The organism is Streptomyces sp. NPDC086787, from assembly GCF_044745865.1.
Taxonomy (GTDB): domain Bacteria; phylum Actinomycetota; class Actinomycetes; order Streptomycetales; family Streptomycetaceae; genus Streptomyces.
In genome coordinates, this window is record NZ_JBIVBC010000001.1 from 413,938 (window position 1) to 429,000 (window position 15,063).

The following is a 15,063-nucleotide window of genomic DNA, read 5'->3' on the forward strand; positions in this document are numbered from 1 at the left end:
CCGGCCCCCGAGGAGCGATCCCGGGGGCCGGGCCCTTCCGCATGCCGCGCACCGTCCTGCCTCCGGCCCTTCTCGTGCCGTCGCTGAGCAGCTCCCACCGGTCACCCGTACTTTCGGGTGCCGTGGGGCAACCCTTTTGCCGGGGTGGCCGTCTTCCAGGTGTCTGTTCGAAGTACTACGGGGTGACTTCCGCCGACAAGGGGGATCTGTGAAAGGCGTGACGCAGCCTGATGTGACTGTGGTCATCGGGGCGTACGAGGCGATGCCCTACCTGGTCGAGTGCCTGGCGTCCGTCGAGGCGCAGACCGTCGACCCGGCCCGGCTGGAGGTCATCGCGGTCGACGACGGCTCCACGGACGGCACCGGCGATTACCTGGAGGAGTTCGCGGCCCGCGCCCCCATGCAGGTCACCGTGATCCGGCAGAAGAACTCCGGCGGACCCAGCGGCCCTCGCAACACCGGCCTCGCCAGGGCGGCAGGGCGGTACGTGTTCTTCCTCGACGCGGACGACCGGCTGGGCCCCGAGGCGCTGGAGCGCATGGTCGCCATGGCCGACACGAACGGCACCGACGTGGTCCTCGGCCGGGTGGAGGGCGTCAACCGCACCGCGCCCAGGTCCATGTGGGGCAGGACGCTGGACCGTACCGACGTCTTCTCCTCCAAGATCAAGTTCACCCTGAGCGCCCAGAAGCTGTTCCGGCGCGAGCTGCTCGACCGGCACGGCATGCGTTTCGACGAGTCCCTGTGGACCGGCGAGGACGCGCTGTTCACCATGGAGGCGTATCTGCGGGCCGACGGCGTCTCCGTGGTCGCCGACTACACCTGCTACTACCTGGTGGGCCGCACCGACGGCAAGCACGTCACCAAGAGCGGCGGCCACACGCTCCGCTTCGACTCCGCGCGGGCCCTGATGAACCTGATCGCCGAGATGGTCCCCGCTGGCCCCCGGCGCGACACGCTCATGGTCAGGCCCTTCCTGATCACCCTGCTGCCGCAGTTCGGTCCCAGGTACCTCACCGACAGCGAGGAGGTCAGGCGGCAGAAGTTCGAGCTGGCCAAGCCGCTGATGGACGCCCACTGGACCCCTGGGGTCGCCCGTCTGCTCCGTGTCCACGAGCGGCTGCGGCTGCACCTGGTCGCCATGGAGCGCCCCGAGCTGCTCAAGGACGTCATCGAGTTCGTCAAGGCGAAGAAGCAGGCCGAGGCGGTCCTGGAGAAGCGCGGCACCCGCCTCTACCTGCGCTACCCGCACTTCCGCTCCCGCTCCGCCGGCGTCCCCGACCGCCTCTACCTCGCCGAGGAGCGCGAGGCCCGCGACGTCGAGGGCTACCGGCGGGATGCCGCCAACACCTTCCTGCGCCGCGCACTGCGCAAGATCCGCAGATCCCTGCCGAGGAAGGGCTTCGTGGCCGCGGCGTGACCGGGGCACCGGAGGCGGCGGAGGGTGTCCGGCACCCGGACCGGTGCGCGGTACCCGGTCCCGTTCGCGTAGATTGCCGGACAGGGCAGCGGACGTTCACGAGGGGACAGCGAGCAAGGTGGCAAGCGCAAGGCAGGCCGTGAACGAGGCCCGCAGAATCGTCGTCAAGGTCGGCTCCTCGTCGCTGACCACCGCGTCGGGCGGCCTCGACGCCGACCGCGTGGACGCGCTGGTGGACGTGCTCGCCAAGAGCCGCAGCGGAGGGGAGAAGGAGATCGTCCTGGTCTCCTCCGGCGCCATCGCCGCGGGCCTCGCCCCGCTCGGCCTGCGCCGCCGGCCCAAGGACCTCGCCCGCCAGCAGGCGGCCGCCAGCGTCGGCCAGGGCCTGCTCGTCGCCCGCTACACCGCCTCCTTCGCCCGCTACGGCGTCCGGGTCGGCCAGGTGCTGCTCACCTCCGACGACATGAGCCGCCGCGCCCACCACCGCAACGCCTCCCGCACCCTCGACAAGCTGCTCGCGATGGGCGCGCTCCCGGTCGTCAACGAGAACGACACCGTCGCCACCGACGAGATCCGGTTCGGCGACAACGACCGCCTCGCCGCCCTCGTCGCCCATCTCGTCCACGCCGACCTGCTGGTACTCCTGTCCGACGTCGACGGCGTCTACGACGGCGACCCCAGCAGGCCGGGCACCTCGCGGATAGCGGAGGTGCGCGGCCCGGACGACCTCGCGCACGTCGACATCGGCAGCGCCGGCAAGGCGGGCGTCGGCACCGGCGGCATGGTCACCAAGGTCGAGGCCGCCCGGATCGCCGCGGCCGCGGGCATCCCCGTGGTCCTCACCAGCACCGTCCACGCCGCCGACGCCCTCGTCGGCGGCGACACCGGCACCTACTTCCACCCCGCCGACCGCCGCTCCGCCGACCGGCTGCTGTGGCTCCAGCACGCCTCCACCCCGCAGGGCTCGCTGACCCTGGACGACGGCGCGGTCCGCGCGGTCGTCGGGGACCGCAAGTCGCTGCTGCCCGCCGGGATCGCCGCCGTCGAGGGCGAGTTCACCGCCGGTGACCCGGTGGAGCTGCGAGACACCGCCGGGCGCGCGGTCGCCCGCGGACTCGTCAACTTCGACGCCAAGGAGATCCCCCAGCTGATCGGGCGTTCGACCAGGGAACTGGCGCGGGAGCTCGGTCCCGCCTACGAACGCGAGGTCGTGCACAGGGACGACCTGGTGATCCTGCATCCATGAGTACGCGTAAACGACCGAGCGACCACGGCCCCCGGTGGGGGACGTTCCGTAAAACCGCCCCGCGGAGCCGTGGGGCCTGCTCAACTCTTCTCAGGAGCACGTTCCCGAGCGCTGCGTGAAGGAGGCCGTCGTGAGACGAGTGCGCCCTGGGGCGGCCGCGTCCCGTGGTGCTCTGACGAGCGTCGCGGCCGGGGACACCTACGAGGAACCCAGGGACCTGCCGCGGCTGTGGCATGTCACCCTCAGCGTCTCCGGGCAGGAGGTCCCCCTGAAGGACCTGCGGCGGGCCCTGGAGCAGCTCGCCCACGACCACCCCTTCCTGCTGACCAGCCGGTACGCGGGCACCCACGCCGAGATCCGCTACTGGGAAGAGGCCCGCGACCTGCACGACGCCGCCGCCGTGGCGCTGCGTCTGTGGGGCGAGCACCGCCAGACCGCGGGACTGCCCGCCTGGGAGATCGTCGGCCTGGAGGTCATCGACCGGGAGACCTACCACCAGCGCGTCGCCGAGGGCTACGGCCCGCCGCCCGCGACCCCGGTGGGGGTTCATCCCTTTTGACCCCGTCCCGACCTCGTCTCGCGGTGTGGGACGACGGCCGGACGGCTCCGGTGCGCGCACTACCCTTCAAGCATGACCACGCTCTCGCCGTACGACGCCATGTCCCCGGTCACCCAGGCCGCCTACCGCGCCAAGGCCGCCGCCGCCGACCTCGCGCCGCTGCCGCGGTCCGTGAAGGACGACGCGCTGCTGGCCATCGCGGACGCCCTGGAGGTCCGTACGAGCGAGATCGTCGAGGCCAACGCCAAGGACATCGTCAAGGCCCGTGAGGCCGGTACCAGCGAGTCCGTCGTGGACCGGCTCACGCTCACCCCCGAGCGGGTCCGCGCCATCGCCGCCGACGTCCGCGACGTGGCGAAGCTGCCCGACCCCGTCGGCGAGGTGGTCCGCGGCTCCACGCTGCCCAACGGCATCGATCTGCGCCAGGTCCGCGTCCCGCTCGGCGTCGTCGGCATCATCTACGAGGCGCGCCCCAACGTGACCGTGGACGCCGCCGCCCTCTGCCTGAAGTCCGGGAACGCGGTGCTGCTGCGCGGCTCGGCCTCCGCCTACGAGTCGAACACCGCCCTCGTTCGGGTCATCCGCGACGCCGTTGGCGGCGCCGGGCTGCCCGCCGACGCCGTGCAGCTCGTGCCGGGGGAGAGCCGTGAGTCGGTGCGCGAGCTGATGCGCGCCCGCGGTCTGGTCGACGTACTGATCCCGCGCGGCGGCGCCTCGCTCATCCAGACCGTGGTCTCCGAGTCCACCGTCCCGGTCATCGAGACCGGCACCGGCAACTGCCACGTCTACGTCGACGCCCGGGCCGACATCGACATGGCCGTCGAGATCCTGGTCAACTCCAAGGCACACCGGGTCAGCGTCTGCAACGCGGCCGAGACCCTCCTGGTCCACCAGGACATCGCCGCCGAGTTCCTGCCGCGTGCCCTGGACGCGCTCGCCGAGGCCGGGGTGACCGTGCACGCCGACCCGCGCGTGCTGGCGTACGCGAAGGACTCCCGGGCGACCGTGGTCGAGGCGACGCCGGAGGACTGGGACACCGAGTACCTGTCGTACGACATCGCCGCCGCGGTGGTGGACTCGCTGGACAAGGCCGTCGAGCACATCCGGCTGTGGAGCTCCGGGCACACCGAGGCGATCGTCACGACATCCCAGCAGGCCGCCCGCCGCTTCACCCAGCTGGTGGACTCCACCACCGTCGCGGTGAACGCCTCCACCCGCTTCACCGACGGCGGCCAGTTCGGGTTCGGCGCCGAGATCGGCATCTCCACCCAGAAGCTGCACGCCCGCGGGCCGATGGGCCTGCCGGAGCTGACCAGCACGAAGTACATCGTGACCGGCGACGGGCACATCCGCCGCTGACCGCGAGCCCCGGGCGGGGGCGCGCGGGGTATCTCATCAGGTGGATGAATTTCCATACCGTCTGCCCAAATTGACCCCCCAGGTCTACTCTGGATCCGTGCCGGAGGACGTGGGGGGCACGCCGTTCCCGGACGGCTGGGAGCCCGACGACGACCACGACCGCGGGGTGTCGGACGAAGAGTTCGCCTCCGTGGTCTTCGACGAGGCCTTCGTACGGGCGGCCGTGGTGCACGAGCCCACCGCCGTCGAACGCCTCCTTGCCGCCGCCCGGGCGAGAGCCGAGGCCTCCGAGGCCGAGGCCCGCCGGGCCCGCGCGGGCAGCGAGGCCTTCGACGACGGTTACGGCCCCGACAGCCATGCGTTCGGCCCGGACCGGGACCTCGAAGACCTGGAGTACGACTCCGAGGCCCACGAGCGCGACGGCACCTCGAGGATGTACGGCGGGCAGGCCCGCTGGCACCGCCCGGTCGCCTGGCTGCTCGCCCTGGTGATGGGCGTCGGCATGGTCGCGCTGGCCTTCGCGGCCGTCTACCGCGGCGGCTCCTCGGGCAGCCAGGACCAGGCCCCGCCGCCCGCCTCGACCGGCCTGGAACAGGGCGACGCGGTGGCTTCCCCCGTCCCCGCCGGGTCCGCCCGGCCGACCGCCCAGGCGACCCCGCGCTCCCCCTGAACGTCCTGTCGCCGTTTGTGGTGAGAACCTGTCAGAACTTGTGGAGTAGCAGGGCGTTTACCCGAGGCTCCCGAGACCTACCCTGAAGGTATGGGCGGGCCTGGAGACCCACCGGAGGGGACACCCGAGGGCGCCCCCGTGGGTGGTGAGGACGAATACCGATCCGTCGTCTTCGACGAGTCGTTCGTCCGTGCTGCCCGGCTGAAGGAGTACTCCGCGCGCGAGCGCATGGCCGACCACGCGCCCGCCGTACGCCGCCGCCCCGTCCTGCACCGCGGACTGTCCCGGCAGGCACTGGTCCTCGTCCTGCTGCTCGCCGTCGCCTTCGGCACCGCCGTCTACATGGGCCTGCGTCACCCGTACGGCTCAGCGCAGCTCCAGCAGGCCGCCATACCGCTGCGGATGACCGTCGTACCCCTCGCCCCGCAGGGCAAGGTGCCCGGTGCGGCCGACGCCGAGTACCTCTACGAGCACAGTCCCGCCGCCCAGTTCGCCGTGGGAGCGGAGGGTGTCCCGCTGCCCGCCGCCCGGCGCACCGCCCACTTCGCGGACAGTGACGTCGTGGCCGCTCTGAGCACCGCGAAGGACTACATCGTCCGCTCCGCGCTCTACCCCGAGGTGCTCGACAGCAGCCAGGTCCGGCCCGTCCGCGCCCTGCTCGACCCCGGTCAGATCGAGCAGTTCGACCAGAGTTTCGAACACCCTGCCGCGGACGGGCGGCACGCGCCCACCGGCTGGCTGGTCCGCTTCGACCCCGCCCGGGTCCGGCTGGCCGACGACAGGATCCGTGTCCAGGGCACGCTGCGGGTCGCCGAGACCGACTCCTCGACCCTTGAGATCACCGCGGAGCACACCGTGGTGTACGCGCTCCGGCCGGCCGCCGGCGATGACACCGCCCAGGCGTCCCTGTTCACCGTCCGCCGCGCGCTGACCTTCCGCTTCGGCCACGACGACCTGCGCACCCACCAGGTACGGCTGGTCTCCTCCAGCACCCAGGCCGGCCCGCTCGGCTGCGCCGGGGACACCGCGAACCACCTGCGCCCCCTGCTCGCGGGCCAGACGGCCGAGCCGGGCGGACCGCCCGCCACCGACCCCTACGCCCCGGGCGATGTCGCGGCGCTCTGCGGCACCCTGGCGACGGGCGCGCAGCCGCAGGTCACGGCCCCGGCCGGGTGAGCACCACGCCCAGCAGGGACGCCTCGGGCACATAGCCGAAGTGGCGGGAGTCCTGGGTCCGGGCGGCGTCGCCCCGTACGACCAGGGACCCGGCCGGCACCAGCCCGCCCTCCGGAGCGTCGACCACCTCGCGCACCTCGGGCGGCACGGGGTCGCCCGGCAGCGCGGAGACCCGCTTGACCAGCCAGTCCAGCCGGGCCTCCGCGTCGCCGTAGTCGAAGGGGTTGCGGAACACCACGGCGTCGCCGCGCCGCACGCTCCGGGTACGGCGGACCAGCAGCCGGTCGCCGTCCGCGAAGGCCGGGGCCATGCTCCACCCGGTGACCCTGATGAGCGCGAAGCGGGAACGCAGTGCGCGGGCGGAGAGGAGCAGCGCTCCCGCACCCACCGCACCCACCGCGATCGCCGTGCTCTTCCGTCCCGCTCCTGTCATGGGCGACCGTTCCTCTCTTCTCTTCCGGTCTTCTCTTCCGGACGTCATCCGGCCGCTTCCGCCGACTCGGCCGTGATGGACCCCGACCCGTTGTCGCCGAGGCTGTCCGCACGGTCCGTGTAGCCCGCCGCCTGGAGGCCGAACAGCCGGGCGTAGTGCCCGTCCAGGCTCATCAGCTCGGCGTGCGAGCCGCGCTCCGCGATCTGCCCGTCCACCAGCACGGCGATGGCGTCCGCCTCGCGGAGCGCGCCGAGCCGGTGCGAGACCAGCAGCGCGGTCCGCCCCCGGCGGTGCCGGCCGAGGGTGCGGTGCACCTCGTGCTCGGCCTCCGGGTCCAGGCCCGAGCTGGGCTCGTCCAGGATGAGCAGATCGGCGTCGCCGCGCATCAACGAGCGGGCCAGCGCGACCCGCTGCCACTGGCCGCCGGAGAGGGTGACGCCGGGCGTGCCGTCGTCCTCGTCCAGATGGACCCGGCTGAGCTGGGTCTGGTATCCGTCGGGGAGTGCCCGCAGGGTCCCGTCGATACCGGCCTGTGCCGCGCCGGCCCGGATCCGGTCCAGGTCCTCGCGGTACGGCAGATCACCGATGCCGATGTTCTCGGCCGCCGTGAGGTCGTACGTCATGTAGTCCTGGAACGTGACTCCGATCCGGCGGCGCAACTCGGCCACGTCCATGGTCCGGATGTCCGCGCCGTCCCAGAGGATCGCGCCGCGCTCGGGGTCGTAGAACCGGCACAGCAGCTTGATGAGGGTGCTCTTGCCGGCCCCGTTGCGGCCCACCAGACCCAGGGCGGTGCCCGCGGGGACGGTCAGGTCCACCCCGCGCAGCACCCAGGGGCCGGACGGGTCGTAGCGGAACCAGACGTCCCGCAGCTCTATGTGTCCGGTGAGCGCCGGTGCGGGTGCGTCGCCGCCGGGCAGGTCGTCGGGCTCGTCGAGCAGATCGAGATAGTGGCCGAAGAGCCGGGCGCCCTCGGCGGCCATGCCGGCCTGCTGCACGATCCCGGTGAAGGCCCCCTGGACGCCCGCGGCGGCGGCGATGAACAGCGTCACGTCGCCGACCGTGAACCTGCCGTGGGCGGCGCCCACCACCACGACGACCATGCCGAGCCCGGCGACCACGGCGTTGAGCGCGGCGAAACCGGACTGCACCAGGGCACCGCGCCGGGCCACCGCGAGCTCGGCCTCGGTGGCGTCGCTCAACGCGCGGATCAGGCGGCCGTTGAAGAAGCCGCCGAGACCGAACAGCCGGATCTCCTTGGCGGCCCGGGGATCGGTCAGCAGCGAGCGGTAGAACAGGTGCCGGCGCAGCCGGGCCGAGCTCAGCTCCCAGACCACCACCTGGCGGCGGGCCAGCGACAGCCGGGCCAGCAACGCGGCGGCGCCGACGAGGAGGAGCAGGCCCACCATCGGCGGCCAGACGGCGAGCAGGGCTCCGGCGAAACCGCTGATCGCGGCCACCGACCGCACGGCTTCCTGGGTGAACATGGTGACGTTGTGCGGCGCGTCCTCCGAGGCCTGCTGAGCGAGCCGGAGCCGGTCGTGGAACGCGGGATCCTCGAACCGCCTCAGTCCACGGAACCGGTCGACCTTGGCGAACAGGGTGCGCTCGACCTCCACGACGAGCCGACGGCGGACCAACTCATCGAGATATGCCGCGAGTTGCAGCAGGAGCGCGGTGACCGCGGCCAGCGCGGCCGCCGCGATGCCGAGGGTGACCGCCTTGTGGGTGTCGGCCTGCGCGCCCCGGCCGAGCTCGTCGAAGAGCAGCTTGGTGAGCCAGGCGGCGGCGGCAGGCGCCACCCCGACCCCCACCGTCGTACCGAAGAGCAGCGAGGCCCCGGCGGGCGTGGCGCGGAACTGGAGGGCGATCGCCGTCCAGGCGGCGCGGGCCCGCAGCCGGTTCCCCGGCGGCGCAGCCGCCCCCGGGGAACCGGCCGGTGGGTCGGAAGGTGTCATCAGCAGGTGTTCGAGCGCTTGGTGCACACGCCGTTGCACCAGTAGCGGTACTGATGGCCGCCCTTGCAGTAGCAGAGCTGGTTGACCTCGGGCACGCAGGCCCCCGCCGACTGCTCGTTGAGCACGAGCCGCAGCAGACGGTCGCCCGCCTTGCCGATCATGCGCTTCATGTGTTCCCCCTGGTTACTGGATTGACAGGGTGGTACGGAACCGCTTCAGCACTTGCCGAACTTCACGCAAGGGCCGTAGCAGGTGATGATGTACTCGACGTGCTTCTTGCACATGCAGAAATCGCCCGCCTCGGGCACGCAGGCACCGGCCCGCTGCTCCTTGAGGAGTGCACCGAGGATCTTGTCGCCCGCCTTGCCGATCATGCGCTTCATGAGCACCTCCGGGTCACGTGATGCGATGGCGACGGTGGGGGTCGGGCGGGATCAGCAGTGGGTGGTGGTCTTCACACAGGGGCCGTTGCAGCTGAAGACGTACTTCACGTGGCCCGAGCACTTGCAGAACGTGCCGTGCTCGGGCACGCAGGCGCCGGCCCGGTCTTCCTTCAGCAGCACGCTCAGGAGCTTGTCGCCCATCTTGCCGATCGTGCGGGTCATGGTGAACCTCCGTTGTCGGTGCGCCGGACCGTGGGTGTGGTTCGGCCGGTGCTGAAGTTATGACGTGTTGTCAAAGAAGCGCAAGAGCAAAGAAGTTGAAGTTGATCTTCCGTATTCCTGTGGCAACTGAGGTGAAAAATAAGCCCTGTTGCTCCAGCGACTTCGGAGTTAGATTGCCTCCGGCCCGGTCGTTCCAAGGAGATGGGTTGCACATGGCATATGCCCTGCTGGGTGTCCGGCTCGTCGTCGGCATCGTGTTCGCGGCATCCGCATTCGGAAAGCTGCGCGGCGCCGAGGCCTTCCGCCGCTTCGAGGAGGCCGCCCGCGCCATGGGGGTGCCGGCCCGGCTGAACCGCCCCGTCGCGGTCGCCGTGATCCTCGGGGAGTGCGCCGCGGTGGTGCTCCTCGCCCTGGAGCCGGGCGGTGCGCCCGGATTCGTCCTGACGCTGCTCCTGCTCACCGCCTTCACCGCGGGGATCGTTCGTACGCTCCGCAGCGGAACCAAGGCGTCCTGCGCCTGCTTCGGCGCCACGACCGTGCCCATCGGCCGCCGTCACGTGGTCCGCAACGGTGTGCTGCTCGCCCTCGCCCTGTTCGGCCTGGCCGCCGCGCTGACGGGCACGGCGGCACCCGCCTCGACGCCGGGCGTACTGATCACGGCGTTCGGCGCGCTGACCGGCGCCCTGCTCGTCATCTTCACGGACGAGATCGGCACCCTCTTCGAGGACGACACCCCCCGAGCCCCGGGACGGGTCCGCAGTTCCTCCTCCCATCCCGCACGATGACACCGGAGTCACCCATGCCCTATCTGGTCACCGCCGTCGTCCTCCTCGCCGTGCTCTGCCTGCTGAACCTGCTGCTCACCTTCGGCGTCATCCGCAAGCTGCGCGCCCAGGCCGCCGAGAAGGCCGACAGGGTGGCCGACGGTCTGATCATCCCGGCCGGATCCACCGTGGCCGCCTTCTCCGCCGTCACCACGGACGGTGAGCGGATCAGCCGTGAGAGCCTCGGCGAGACCATGCTGGGCTTCTTCACGCCGGGCTGCCAGGCGTGCAAGGAGCGGCTGCCGCTCTTCGTGGACCAGGCCCGCACCATCACCCGTGAGACCGGCCGCAGCGTGCTCGCCGTCGTGCACGGCACCGAGGAGGAGACCCGCGAGCAGGTGGCCGCGCTGTCCGAGGTCGCCCATGTCGTGGTCGAGGCGGGCGACGGGCCGCTGGGCGAGGCCTTCGAGGTCACCGGATACCCGGTCTTCGGCCTGATCAGCGCGGACGGCACCCTCTCCGCCACCACCTTCGACCCGGCCCGCATCCCGGCGCCCGCGAAGGCGGCCGCCTGACCCGGCACGCGTCCCGACGCATGGCCGAACGCCCGGCGGGCCCTGCCCCGCCGGGCGTTCACACGCCCTGAGCCGTCCGGCGCCGCGCGGGAACCGTCAGTTCTTCCCCTCGGGCTTCTCGTCGTCCGGGTGGCTGTCGTGGGAGGCGTCCGGCGCGTCCGGGGCGTCCGCCGGGGTGTCCTTGGGGGTGTGGCCGGAGAAACCGGCGAAGCCGCGTCGGACCTTGCCGCCGAGGTCGCCCGCACCGCCCGCGAGATCGCTGACCAGCTTCATCAGCGGGTCCTTGGAACTCTTCACATGGCCCGCGTAGCTCGCCGCCGACTCGCGGAACGAGTCACCGACCGAGGTGTCCTTGTCCTCGCCGCGCCGCGGGTAGTGCCCGTCGATGATCCGCTGGTAGTCGCGGGTCTCGGACCACTTCTTCAGCTCGGCCGCCCGCACCGTGGTGAAGGGGTGGGTGCGGGGCAGCATGTTCAGGATCTTCAGCACCGAGTCGCGCAGGTCGCCACCCGCCTCGTACTCCTCGGCCTGGTCGAGGAACGCGTCCACGTTCATCTCGTGCAGGTGATTGCCGCCCGCGATCTTCATCAGCCCCCGCATCGAGGCCTGCAGATCCTGCCCGACGAGCAGCCCCGCCCGGTCGGCGGACAGCTCCGACTTGCGGAACCACTCCCGCAGCGCCGTCACGATCGCGGTGATCGCCAGGTTTCCCAGCGGGATCCAGGCGACCTTGAGCGCGAGGGACGTCAGGAACAGCAGGATCGTCCGGTACACCGAGTGGCCGGACAGTGCGTGCCCGACCTCGTGACCGACGACCGCCCGCATCTCCTCCTCGTCGAGAAGTTCCACGAGCCCCGTGGTGACGACGATGATCGGCTCGTCCAGGCCGATGCACATCGCGTTCGGCCGGGGATCCTGCGTCACGTACATCGGCGGGACCTTTTCCAGGTCCAGGATGTAACACGCGTCCCTCAGCATGTCGTTCAAATGGGCGAACTGCCGGTCGGAGACCCGCACCGAGTCGGACAGGAACAACAGCCGCAGACTGCGCTCCGGAAGCAGCCCGCTGAGCGCCTTGAAAACCGTGTCGAAACCGCTCAGCTTCCGCAGCGCCACCAGGGCGGAGCGGTCGGCCGGGTGCTCGTACGCGCGCGAGGAGATCTCCGGGAAGCGTCTGCGCCTCCTGCCCGGTACCCGCTCGCGGCCGCTCTTGTGCGCGTCGTCGGACATGTCATCCCCCATGTGCGTCCCGGTGCGTCCGTGTGTAGCCTGCGTCGTCCGATGTGCCCCCGGAGCAGGGCCCAGCCCGGGCGGCGCTACCGTGGACGGGCAGTACAGCCGAAGGAGTCCACGTGATGGAGCACCACCCCGCAGCCGCCTGGCTGACCGAGGCCGCGAGCGCCGCCCCACAGCACGGGCCGGGGAATCTGCTCCGGATCGTACTGGTCGTGATGTTCCTCGGCTGTGCGTTCACCGGCTGGTTCCTGTTGCGCGGGTACAAGCAGAAGGACGACTGAGCGGCCGGGATCGTTCCCGCCCCGTCCCCAACGGCGGAGTCGGCGAGAGGGGCGCGCGACCGCCCGCTTACGATGGGCCGACATCTTTATCCCGCCCACACCCGATAGGTCATGACGAAGATGAGCTTCCACAGCACCGCTGCCCAGTTGGTCACCCTCGCCGCCGAGGGCGAGGAGCACGGTGGCAACCACAACAGCCTCGACCCGCTCCTCACCGGCGGCGGCGCGTTCGTCATCCTGCTGCTCCTGCTGTGGATCACCACCCGCTTCAACCGCGACCGCTGAGCAGGGACGCACCCTCTCGGGCCGGTAGGGTCTGCACGCATGGGAGAGCAGGACATGCCTACCGGTCCGGCGGATGACGTGGTGGACGACATGGTGAAGGCCCCCGGGCACGGGCCGGGCGGAGGCCCGGCGCACACGGGCAAACGCCGTCTCGGCGTCATGGGCGGAACGTTCGACCCGATCCACCACGGTCACCTCGTGGCGGCCAGCGAGGTCGCCGCGCAGTACCACCTGGACGAGGTCGTGTTCGTCCCGACCGGCCAGCCCTGGCAGAAGAGCCATCGCGCGGTCTCCCCGGCCGAGGACCGCTACCTGATGACGGTCATCGCGACCGCCGAGAACCCGCAGTTCTCGGTGAGCCGCATCGACCTGGACCGGGGCGGCCCCACCTACACCGTGGACACCCTGCGGGACCTGCGTGAGCTCAACCCCGACACCGACCTCTTCTTCATCACCGGCGCCGACGCCCTCGCCCAGTTGCTGACCTGGCGCGACACCGCGGAGCTGTTCTCCCTGGCGCACTTCATCGGGGTCACCCGACCCGGACACCACCTGACCGACGCCGGTCTCCCGGAGGGCGGCGTCTCGCTGGTCGAGGTTCCCGCGCTGGCCATCTCCTCCACGGACTGCCGTGCGAGAGTCGCCAAGGGCGACCCCATCTGGTACATGGTGCCGGACGGAGTCGTGCGCTACATCGACAAGCGCGAGCTGTACCGCGGCGAGTGAGCCGAGAGGGGCACCGGTGAACGACCGATACGACGCGGGCTACGGCGGCGACCAGTACGAGCTGGTCGGCTACGACGAGTACGGGCAGCCCGTGTACCGCCAGATCCCGGCACAGCAGCCGCCGCAGCAGTCACCACAGCAGCCGTACGGCTCGTATCCCCAGCAGGGCTACGGCTACGACCCGTACGCCACCGGCTACGACACCGGGCAGCAGCAACCGGCGACGGCCCCCTACGACGACCCGTACGCCACCGGCGCCGACACCGGCGGCCGGGCGCCGTCGCACGGCGCGCACGAGTCGTACGACGCCCACGACCCCTACGGACAGCCGGCCCCGGCGGCCCGTCCGGCCCGCACCGCGGAGCAGACGGCCTACATCCCGCAGCAGTCCGGCCCGGCCGAGGACCAGGAGACGTACGCCCCGGAGCCCGCGGCGGAGGAACAGGACTACCGCACGGAGCAGTTCGCGTTCGTCGACGATCCCGACGGGGACTCCGAGGACGTCATCGACTGGCTGAACTTCACCGAGAACCGCACCGAGCGCCGTGAGGAGGCCCGCCGCAGGGCCCGCAGCCGTCTCGTGGCGCTCGTCGTCGTCCTGGCGCTGGCCGCGACCGGCGGCGTCGGCTACCTCTGGTACGCCGGAAAGCTGCCCGGGCTGTCGTCCTCCGGCGCCACGACCGGCGCCTCGGTCCCGGTCACCGCCCAGAAGCGGGACGTGATCGTCGTACACCTGCACAACACCGCGAAGGGCGGCACCTCGACGGCGCTGCTCGTCGACAACACCACCACCAAGCGGGGCACCACCGTCCTGCTGCCCAACTCCCTCGCCCTGACCGGCGACGACGGCACCACCACGACCCTCGCCAAGTCGGTCGACGACGACGGCTCCTCCGGGACCCGCGACCAGCTCGACACCGTCCTCGGCACCAGCATCCAGGGCACCTGGCGGCTGGACACCCCCTATCTGCAGAACCTGGTCGAGCTGGTCGGCAACATCGAGCTGGACACCAACGTCGACGTCCCGGACCCGGCCGCGAAGAAGCCGGGCACGGCCCCCCTCGTCCGCAAGGGCGCGGACCAGACACTCAGCGGCAGGATGGCCGTCGCCTACGCCACCTACCGTGCATCCGGCGAGTCCCCGAACGCCCAGCTGGAGCGGTTCGGCCAGGTCATGCAGGGCGTCCTGCGCAAGATGCCCTCCGACGCCAAGGACGCCACGGTCACCGTGCAGACCCTGGCGCAGATCCTCGACCCCTCCCTGACCGACAGCGACCTCGGCGCCCTCCTCGCCAAGCTCGCCGAACTCGCCAAGGGCGGCGACTACGGCACAGCACTGCTGCCCGCCGCGGCCGACGGCAGGCTCAGCGCCCAGACCAGCACCGGCGTCGTCCGGAACATCCTCGGCGGCACCGCGAAGAGCCCCGAGGCGGGCTCCGCCGTCCGGGTCTCCGTGCAGAACGCCACCGGAGCCGAGGCCAACAGCGAGAAGGCCCGGGTGGTCCTCATCAACGGCGGATTCACCTTCCTGGAGGCCGGCACCGCGTCGGCCACCACGGGGACCTCCAAGGTCCTCTACTCGGACGCCGCCGACAGGACGAACGCCATCGAGACGGCCAAGACCCTCGGCCTGCCCGGGAGCTCGGTGGCCAAGGGCACGGTGTCCTCGGGCGCGGACGTCTCGGTGATCCTCGGCCGGGACTACCGGCCGGCCTCCTCCTGAGCCCCGGGGCACCCGCGTGATCCGCCCATCACGTGGGGTGCCCCCGG

General features: G+C 71.5%; 18 protein-coding genes. 12 read left to right on the top strand and 6 right to left on the bottom strand.

What is annotated here, in order from left to right; translation table 11 throughout:
• Nucleotides 1–217: 217 nt before the first annotated feature.
• The 6 genes from ACIPK3_RS01800 to ACIPK3_RS01825 all read left to right on the top strand — a co-directional run bounded on the left by ACIPK3_RS01800 (nt 218) and on the right by ACIPK3_RS01825 (nt 6,430).
• Complete coding sequence (locus ACIPK3_RS01800; protein ID WP_402565686.1) at nt 218–1,420, top strand: glycosyltransferase family 2 protein; 1,203 nt, start codon at nt 218–220, stop codon at nt 1,418–1,420.
• A gap of 139 nt (nt 1,421–1,559) precedes the next feature.
• The gene (gene proB, locus ACIPK3_RS01805; protein WP_402566833.1) at nt 1,560–2,666 is read left to right on the top strand and encodes a glutamate 5-kinase; all 1,107 of its coding nucleotides are present in this window, start codon (nt 1,560–1,562) and stop codon (nt 2,664–2,666) included.
• 130 nt (nt 2,667–2,796) lie between these two features.
• Nucleotides 2,797–3,225, top strand: coding sequence for a hypothetical protein (locus tag ACIPK3_RS01810; protein WP_402565688.1), 429 nt, complete (start codon nt 2,797–2,799; stop codon nt 3,223–3,225).
• Nucleotides 3,226–3,297: 72 nt separating this feature from the next.
• Complete coding sequence (locus ACIPK3_RS01815) at nt 3,298–4,584, top strand: glutamate-5-semialdehyde dehydrogenase (protein ID WP_402565690.1); 1,287 nt, start codon at nt 3,298–3,300, stop codon at nt 4,582–4,584.
• 70 nt (nt 4,585–4,654) lie between these two features.
• A complete protein-coding gene (locus ACIPK3_RS01820) occupies nt 4,655–5,254 on the top strand; it encodes a hypothetical protein (protein ID WP_402565692.1) in 600 nt (199 codons plus the stop codon).
• Between the two features lie 90 nt (nt 5,255–5,344).
• Entirely contained in the window at nt 5,345–6,430 is a 1,086-nt protein-coding gene (locus tag ACIPK3_RS01825; protein ID WP_402565694.1) for a hypothetical protein, read from the top strand.
• Here the strand turns inward: ACIPK3_RS01825 and ACIPK3_RS01830 are convergent.
• From ACIPK3_RS01830 to ACIPK3_RS01850, 5 genes are read right to left on the bottom strand one after another with little or no spacing between them, the layout of a single operon-like run.
• A complete protein-coding gene (locus ACIPK3_RS01830; protein WP_402565696.1) occupies nt 6,411–6,863 on the bottom strand; it encodes a S26 family signal peptidase in 453 nt (150 codons plus the stop codon). The genes ACIPK3_RS01825 and ACIPK3_RS01830 overlap by 20 nt on opposite strands.
• Nucleotides 6,864–6,907: 44 nt before the next feature.
• On the bottom strand, nt 6,908–8,821 hold the full coding sequence (locus ACIPK3_RS01835; protein ID WP_402565698.1) for an ABC transporter ATP-binding protein: 1,914 nt from the start codon (nt 8,819–8,821) through the stop codon (nt 6,908–6,910).
• Nucleotides 8,821–8,991, bottom strand: a complete 171-nt coding sequence (locus tag ACIPK3_RS01840) for a hypothetical protein (protein WP_402565700.1) — start codon at nt 8,989–8,991, stop codon at nt 8,821–8,823. The genes ACIPK3_RS01835 and ACIPK3_RS01840 overlap by 1 nt, the downstream gene beginning before the upstream one ends.
• A gap of 45 nt (nt 8,992–9,036) precedes the next feature.
• Nucleotides 9,037–9,204, bottom strand: coding sequence for a hypothetical protein (locus ACIPK3_RS01845; RefSeq protein WP_402565702.1), 168 nt, complete (start codon nt 9,202–9,204; stop codon nt 9,037–9,039).
• A 51-nt stretch (nt 9,205–9,255) separates the two neighbouring features.
• On the bottom strand, nt 9,256–9,426 hold the full coding sequence (locus tag ACIPK3_RS01850; protein ID WP_402565703.1) for a hypothetical protein: 171 nt from the start codon (nt 9,424–9,426) through the stop codon (nt 9,256–9,258).
• A 212-nt stretch (nt 9,427–9,638) separates the two neighbouring features.
• Between ACIPK3_RS01850 and ACIPK3_RS01855 the strand changes: the two genes are divergently transcribed.
• Both ACIPK3_RS01855 and ACIPK3_RS01860 read left to right on the top strand, forming a co-directional pair.
• Nucleotides 9,639–10,211 carry a MauE/DoxX family redox-associated membrane protein gene (locus tag ACIPK3_RS01855; RefSeq protein WP_402565705.1) on the top strand — a complete coding sequence of 191 codons (573 nt, stop codon included), beginning with the start codon at nt 9,639–9,641 and terminating at the stop codon, nt 10,209–10,211.
• 14 nt (nt 10,212–10,225) lie between these two features.
• Nucleotides 10,226–10,765 carry a hypothetical protein gene (locus tag ACIPK3_RS01860; protein ID WP_402565706.1) on the top strand — a complete coding sequence of 180 codons (540 nt, stop codon included), beginning with the start codon at nt 10,226–10,228 and terminating at the stop codon, nt 10,763–10,765.
• Between the two features lie 96 nt (nt 10,766–10,861).
• Here the strand turns inward: ACIPK3_RS01860 and ACIPK3_RS01865 are convergent, their stop codons facing one another.
• Entirely contained in the window at nt 10,862–11,995 is a 1,134-nt protein-coding gene (locus ACIPK3_RS01865) for a M48 family metallopeptidase (RefSeq protein ID WP_402565708.1), read from the bottom strand.
• A gap of 125 nt (nt 11,996–12,120) precedes the next feature.
• Between ACIPK3_RS01865 and ACIPK3_RS01870 the strand changes: the two genes are divergently transcribed.
• The 4 genes from ACIPK3_RS01870 (at nt 12,121) to ACIPK3_RS01885 (ending at nt 15,016) form a co-directional block, all read left to right on the top strand.
• Entirely contained in the window at nt 12,121–12,282 is a 162-nt protein-coding gene (locus ACIPK3_RS01870; RefSeq protein WP_402565710.1) for a hypothetical protein, read from the top strand.
• A gap of 111 nt (nt 12,283–12,393) precedes the next feature.
• Nucleotides 12,394–12,567: a hypothetical protein gene (locus tag ACIPK3_RS01875; RefSeq protein ID WP_402566872.1), complete on the top strand. Its 174-nt coding sequence runs from the start codon at nt 12,394–12,396 to the stop codon at nt 12,565–12,567.
• A 39-nt stretch (nt 12,568–12,606) separates the two neighbouring features.
• Nucleotides 12,607–13,293 carry a nicotinate-nucleotide adenylyltransferase gene (gene nadD, locus ACIPK3_RS01880; RefSeq protein WP_402565712.1) on the top strand — a complete coding sequence of 229 codons (687 nt, stop codon included), beginning with the start codon at nt 12,607–12,609 and terminating at the stop codon, nt 13,291–13,293.
• A 16-nt stretch (nt 13,294–13,309) separates the two neighbouring features.
• Nucleotides 13,310–15,016, top strand: coding sequence for an LCP family protein (locus tag ACIPK3_RS01885; RefSeq protein ID WP_402565714.1), 1,707 nt, complete (start codon nt 13,310–13,312; stop codon nt 15,014–15,016).
• Nucleotides 15,017–15,063 lie beyond the last annotated feature (47 nt).

What these genes read in the sequence shown, in the direction of transcription:
- ACIPK3_RS01815 (WP_402565690.1), top strand. Translation starts at nt 3,298, where the DNA reads ATGACCACGCTCTCGCCGTACGACGCCATGTCCCCGGTCACCCAGGCC.
- ACIPK3_RS01865 (WP_402565708.1), bottom strand. Translation starts at nt 11,995, where the DNA reads ATGTCCGACGACGCGCACAAGAGCGGCCGCGAGCGGGTACCGGGCAGG.
- ACIPK3_RS01845 (WP_402565702.1), bottom strand. Translation starts at nt 9,204, where the DNA reads ATGAAGCGCATGATCGGCAAGGCGGGCGACAAGATCCTCGGTGCACTC.
- nadD (WP_402565712.1), top strand. Translation starts at nt 12,607, where the DNA reads ATGGGAGAGCAGGACATGCCTACCGGTCCGGCGGATGACGTGGTGGAC.
- ACIPK3_RS01840 (WP_402565700.1), bottom strand. Translation starts at nt 8,991, where the DNA reads ATGAAGCGCATGATCGGCAAGGCGGGCGACCGTCTGCTGCGGCTCGTG.
- ACIPK3_RS01835 (WP_402565698.1), bottom strand. Translation starts at nt 8,821, where the DNA reads ATGACACCTTCCGACCCACCGGCCGGTTCCCCGGGGGCGGCTGCGCCG.
- ACIPK3_RS01850 (WP_402565703.1), bottom strand. Translation starts at nt 9,426, where the DNA reads ATGACCCGCACGATCGGCAAGATGGGCGACAAGCTCCTGAGCGTGCTG.
- ACIPK3_RS01830 (WP_402565696.1), bottom strand. Translation starts at nt 6,863, where the DNA reads ATGACAGGAGCGGGACGGAAGAGCACGGCGATCGCGGTGGGTGCGGTG.
- ACIPK3_RS01860 (WP_402565706.1), top strand. Translation starts at nt 10,226, where the DNA reads ATGCCCTATCTGGTCACCGCCGTCGTCCTCCTCGCCGTGCTCTGCCTG.
- ACIPK3_RS01870 (WP_402565710.1), top strand. Translation starts at nt 12,121, where the DNA reads ATGGAGCACCACCCCGCAGCCGCCTGGCTGACCGAGGCCGCGAGCGCC.
- ACIPK3_RS01825 (WP_402565694.1), top strand. Translation starts at nt 5,345, where the DNA reads ATGGGCGGGCCTGGAGACCCACCGGAGGGGACACCCGAGGGCGCCCCC.
- ACIPK3_RS01875 (WP_402566872.1), top strand. Translation starts at nt 12,394, where the DNA reads ATGACGAAGATGAGCTTCCACAGCACCGCTGCCCAGTTGGTCACCCTC.
- ACIPK3_RS01855 (WP_402565705.1), top strand. Translation starts at nt 9,639, where the DNA reads ATGGCATATGCCCTGCTGGGTGTCCGGCTCGTCGTCGGCATCGTGTTC.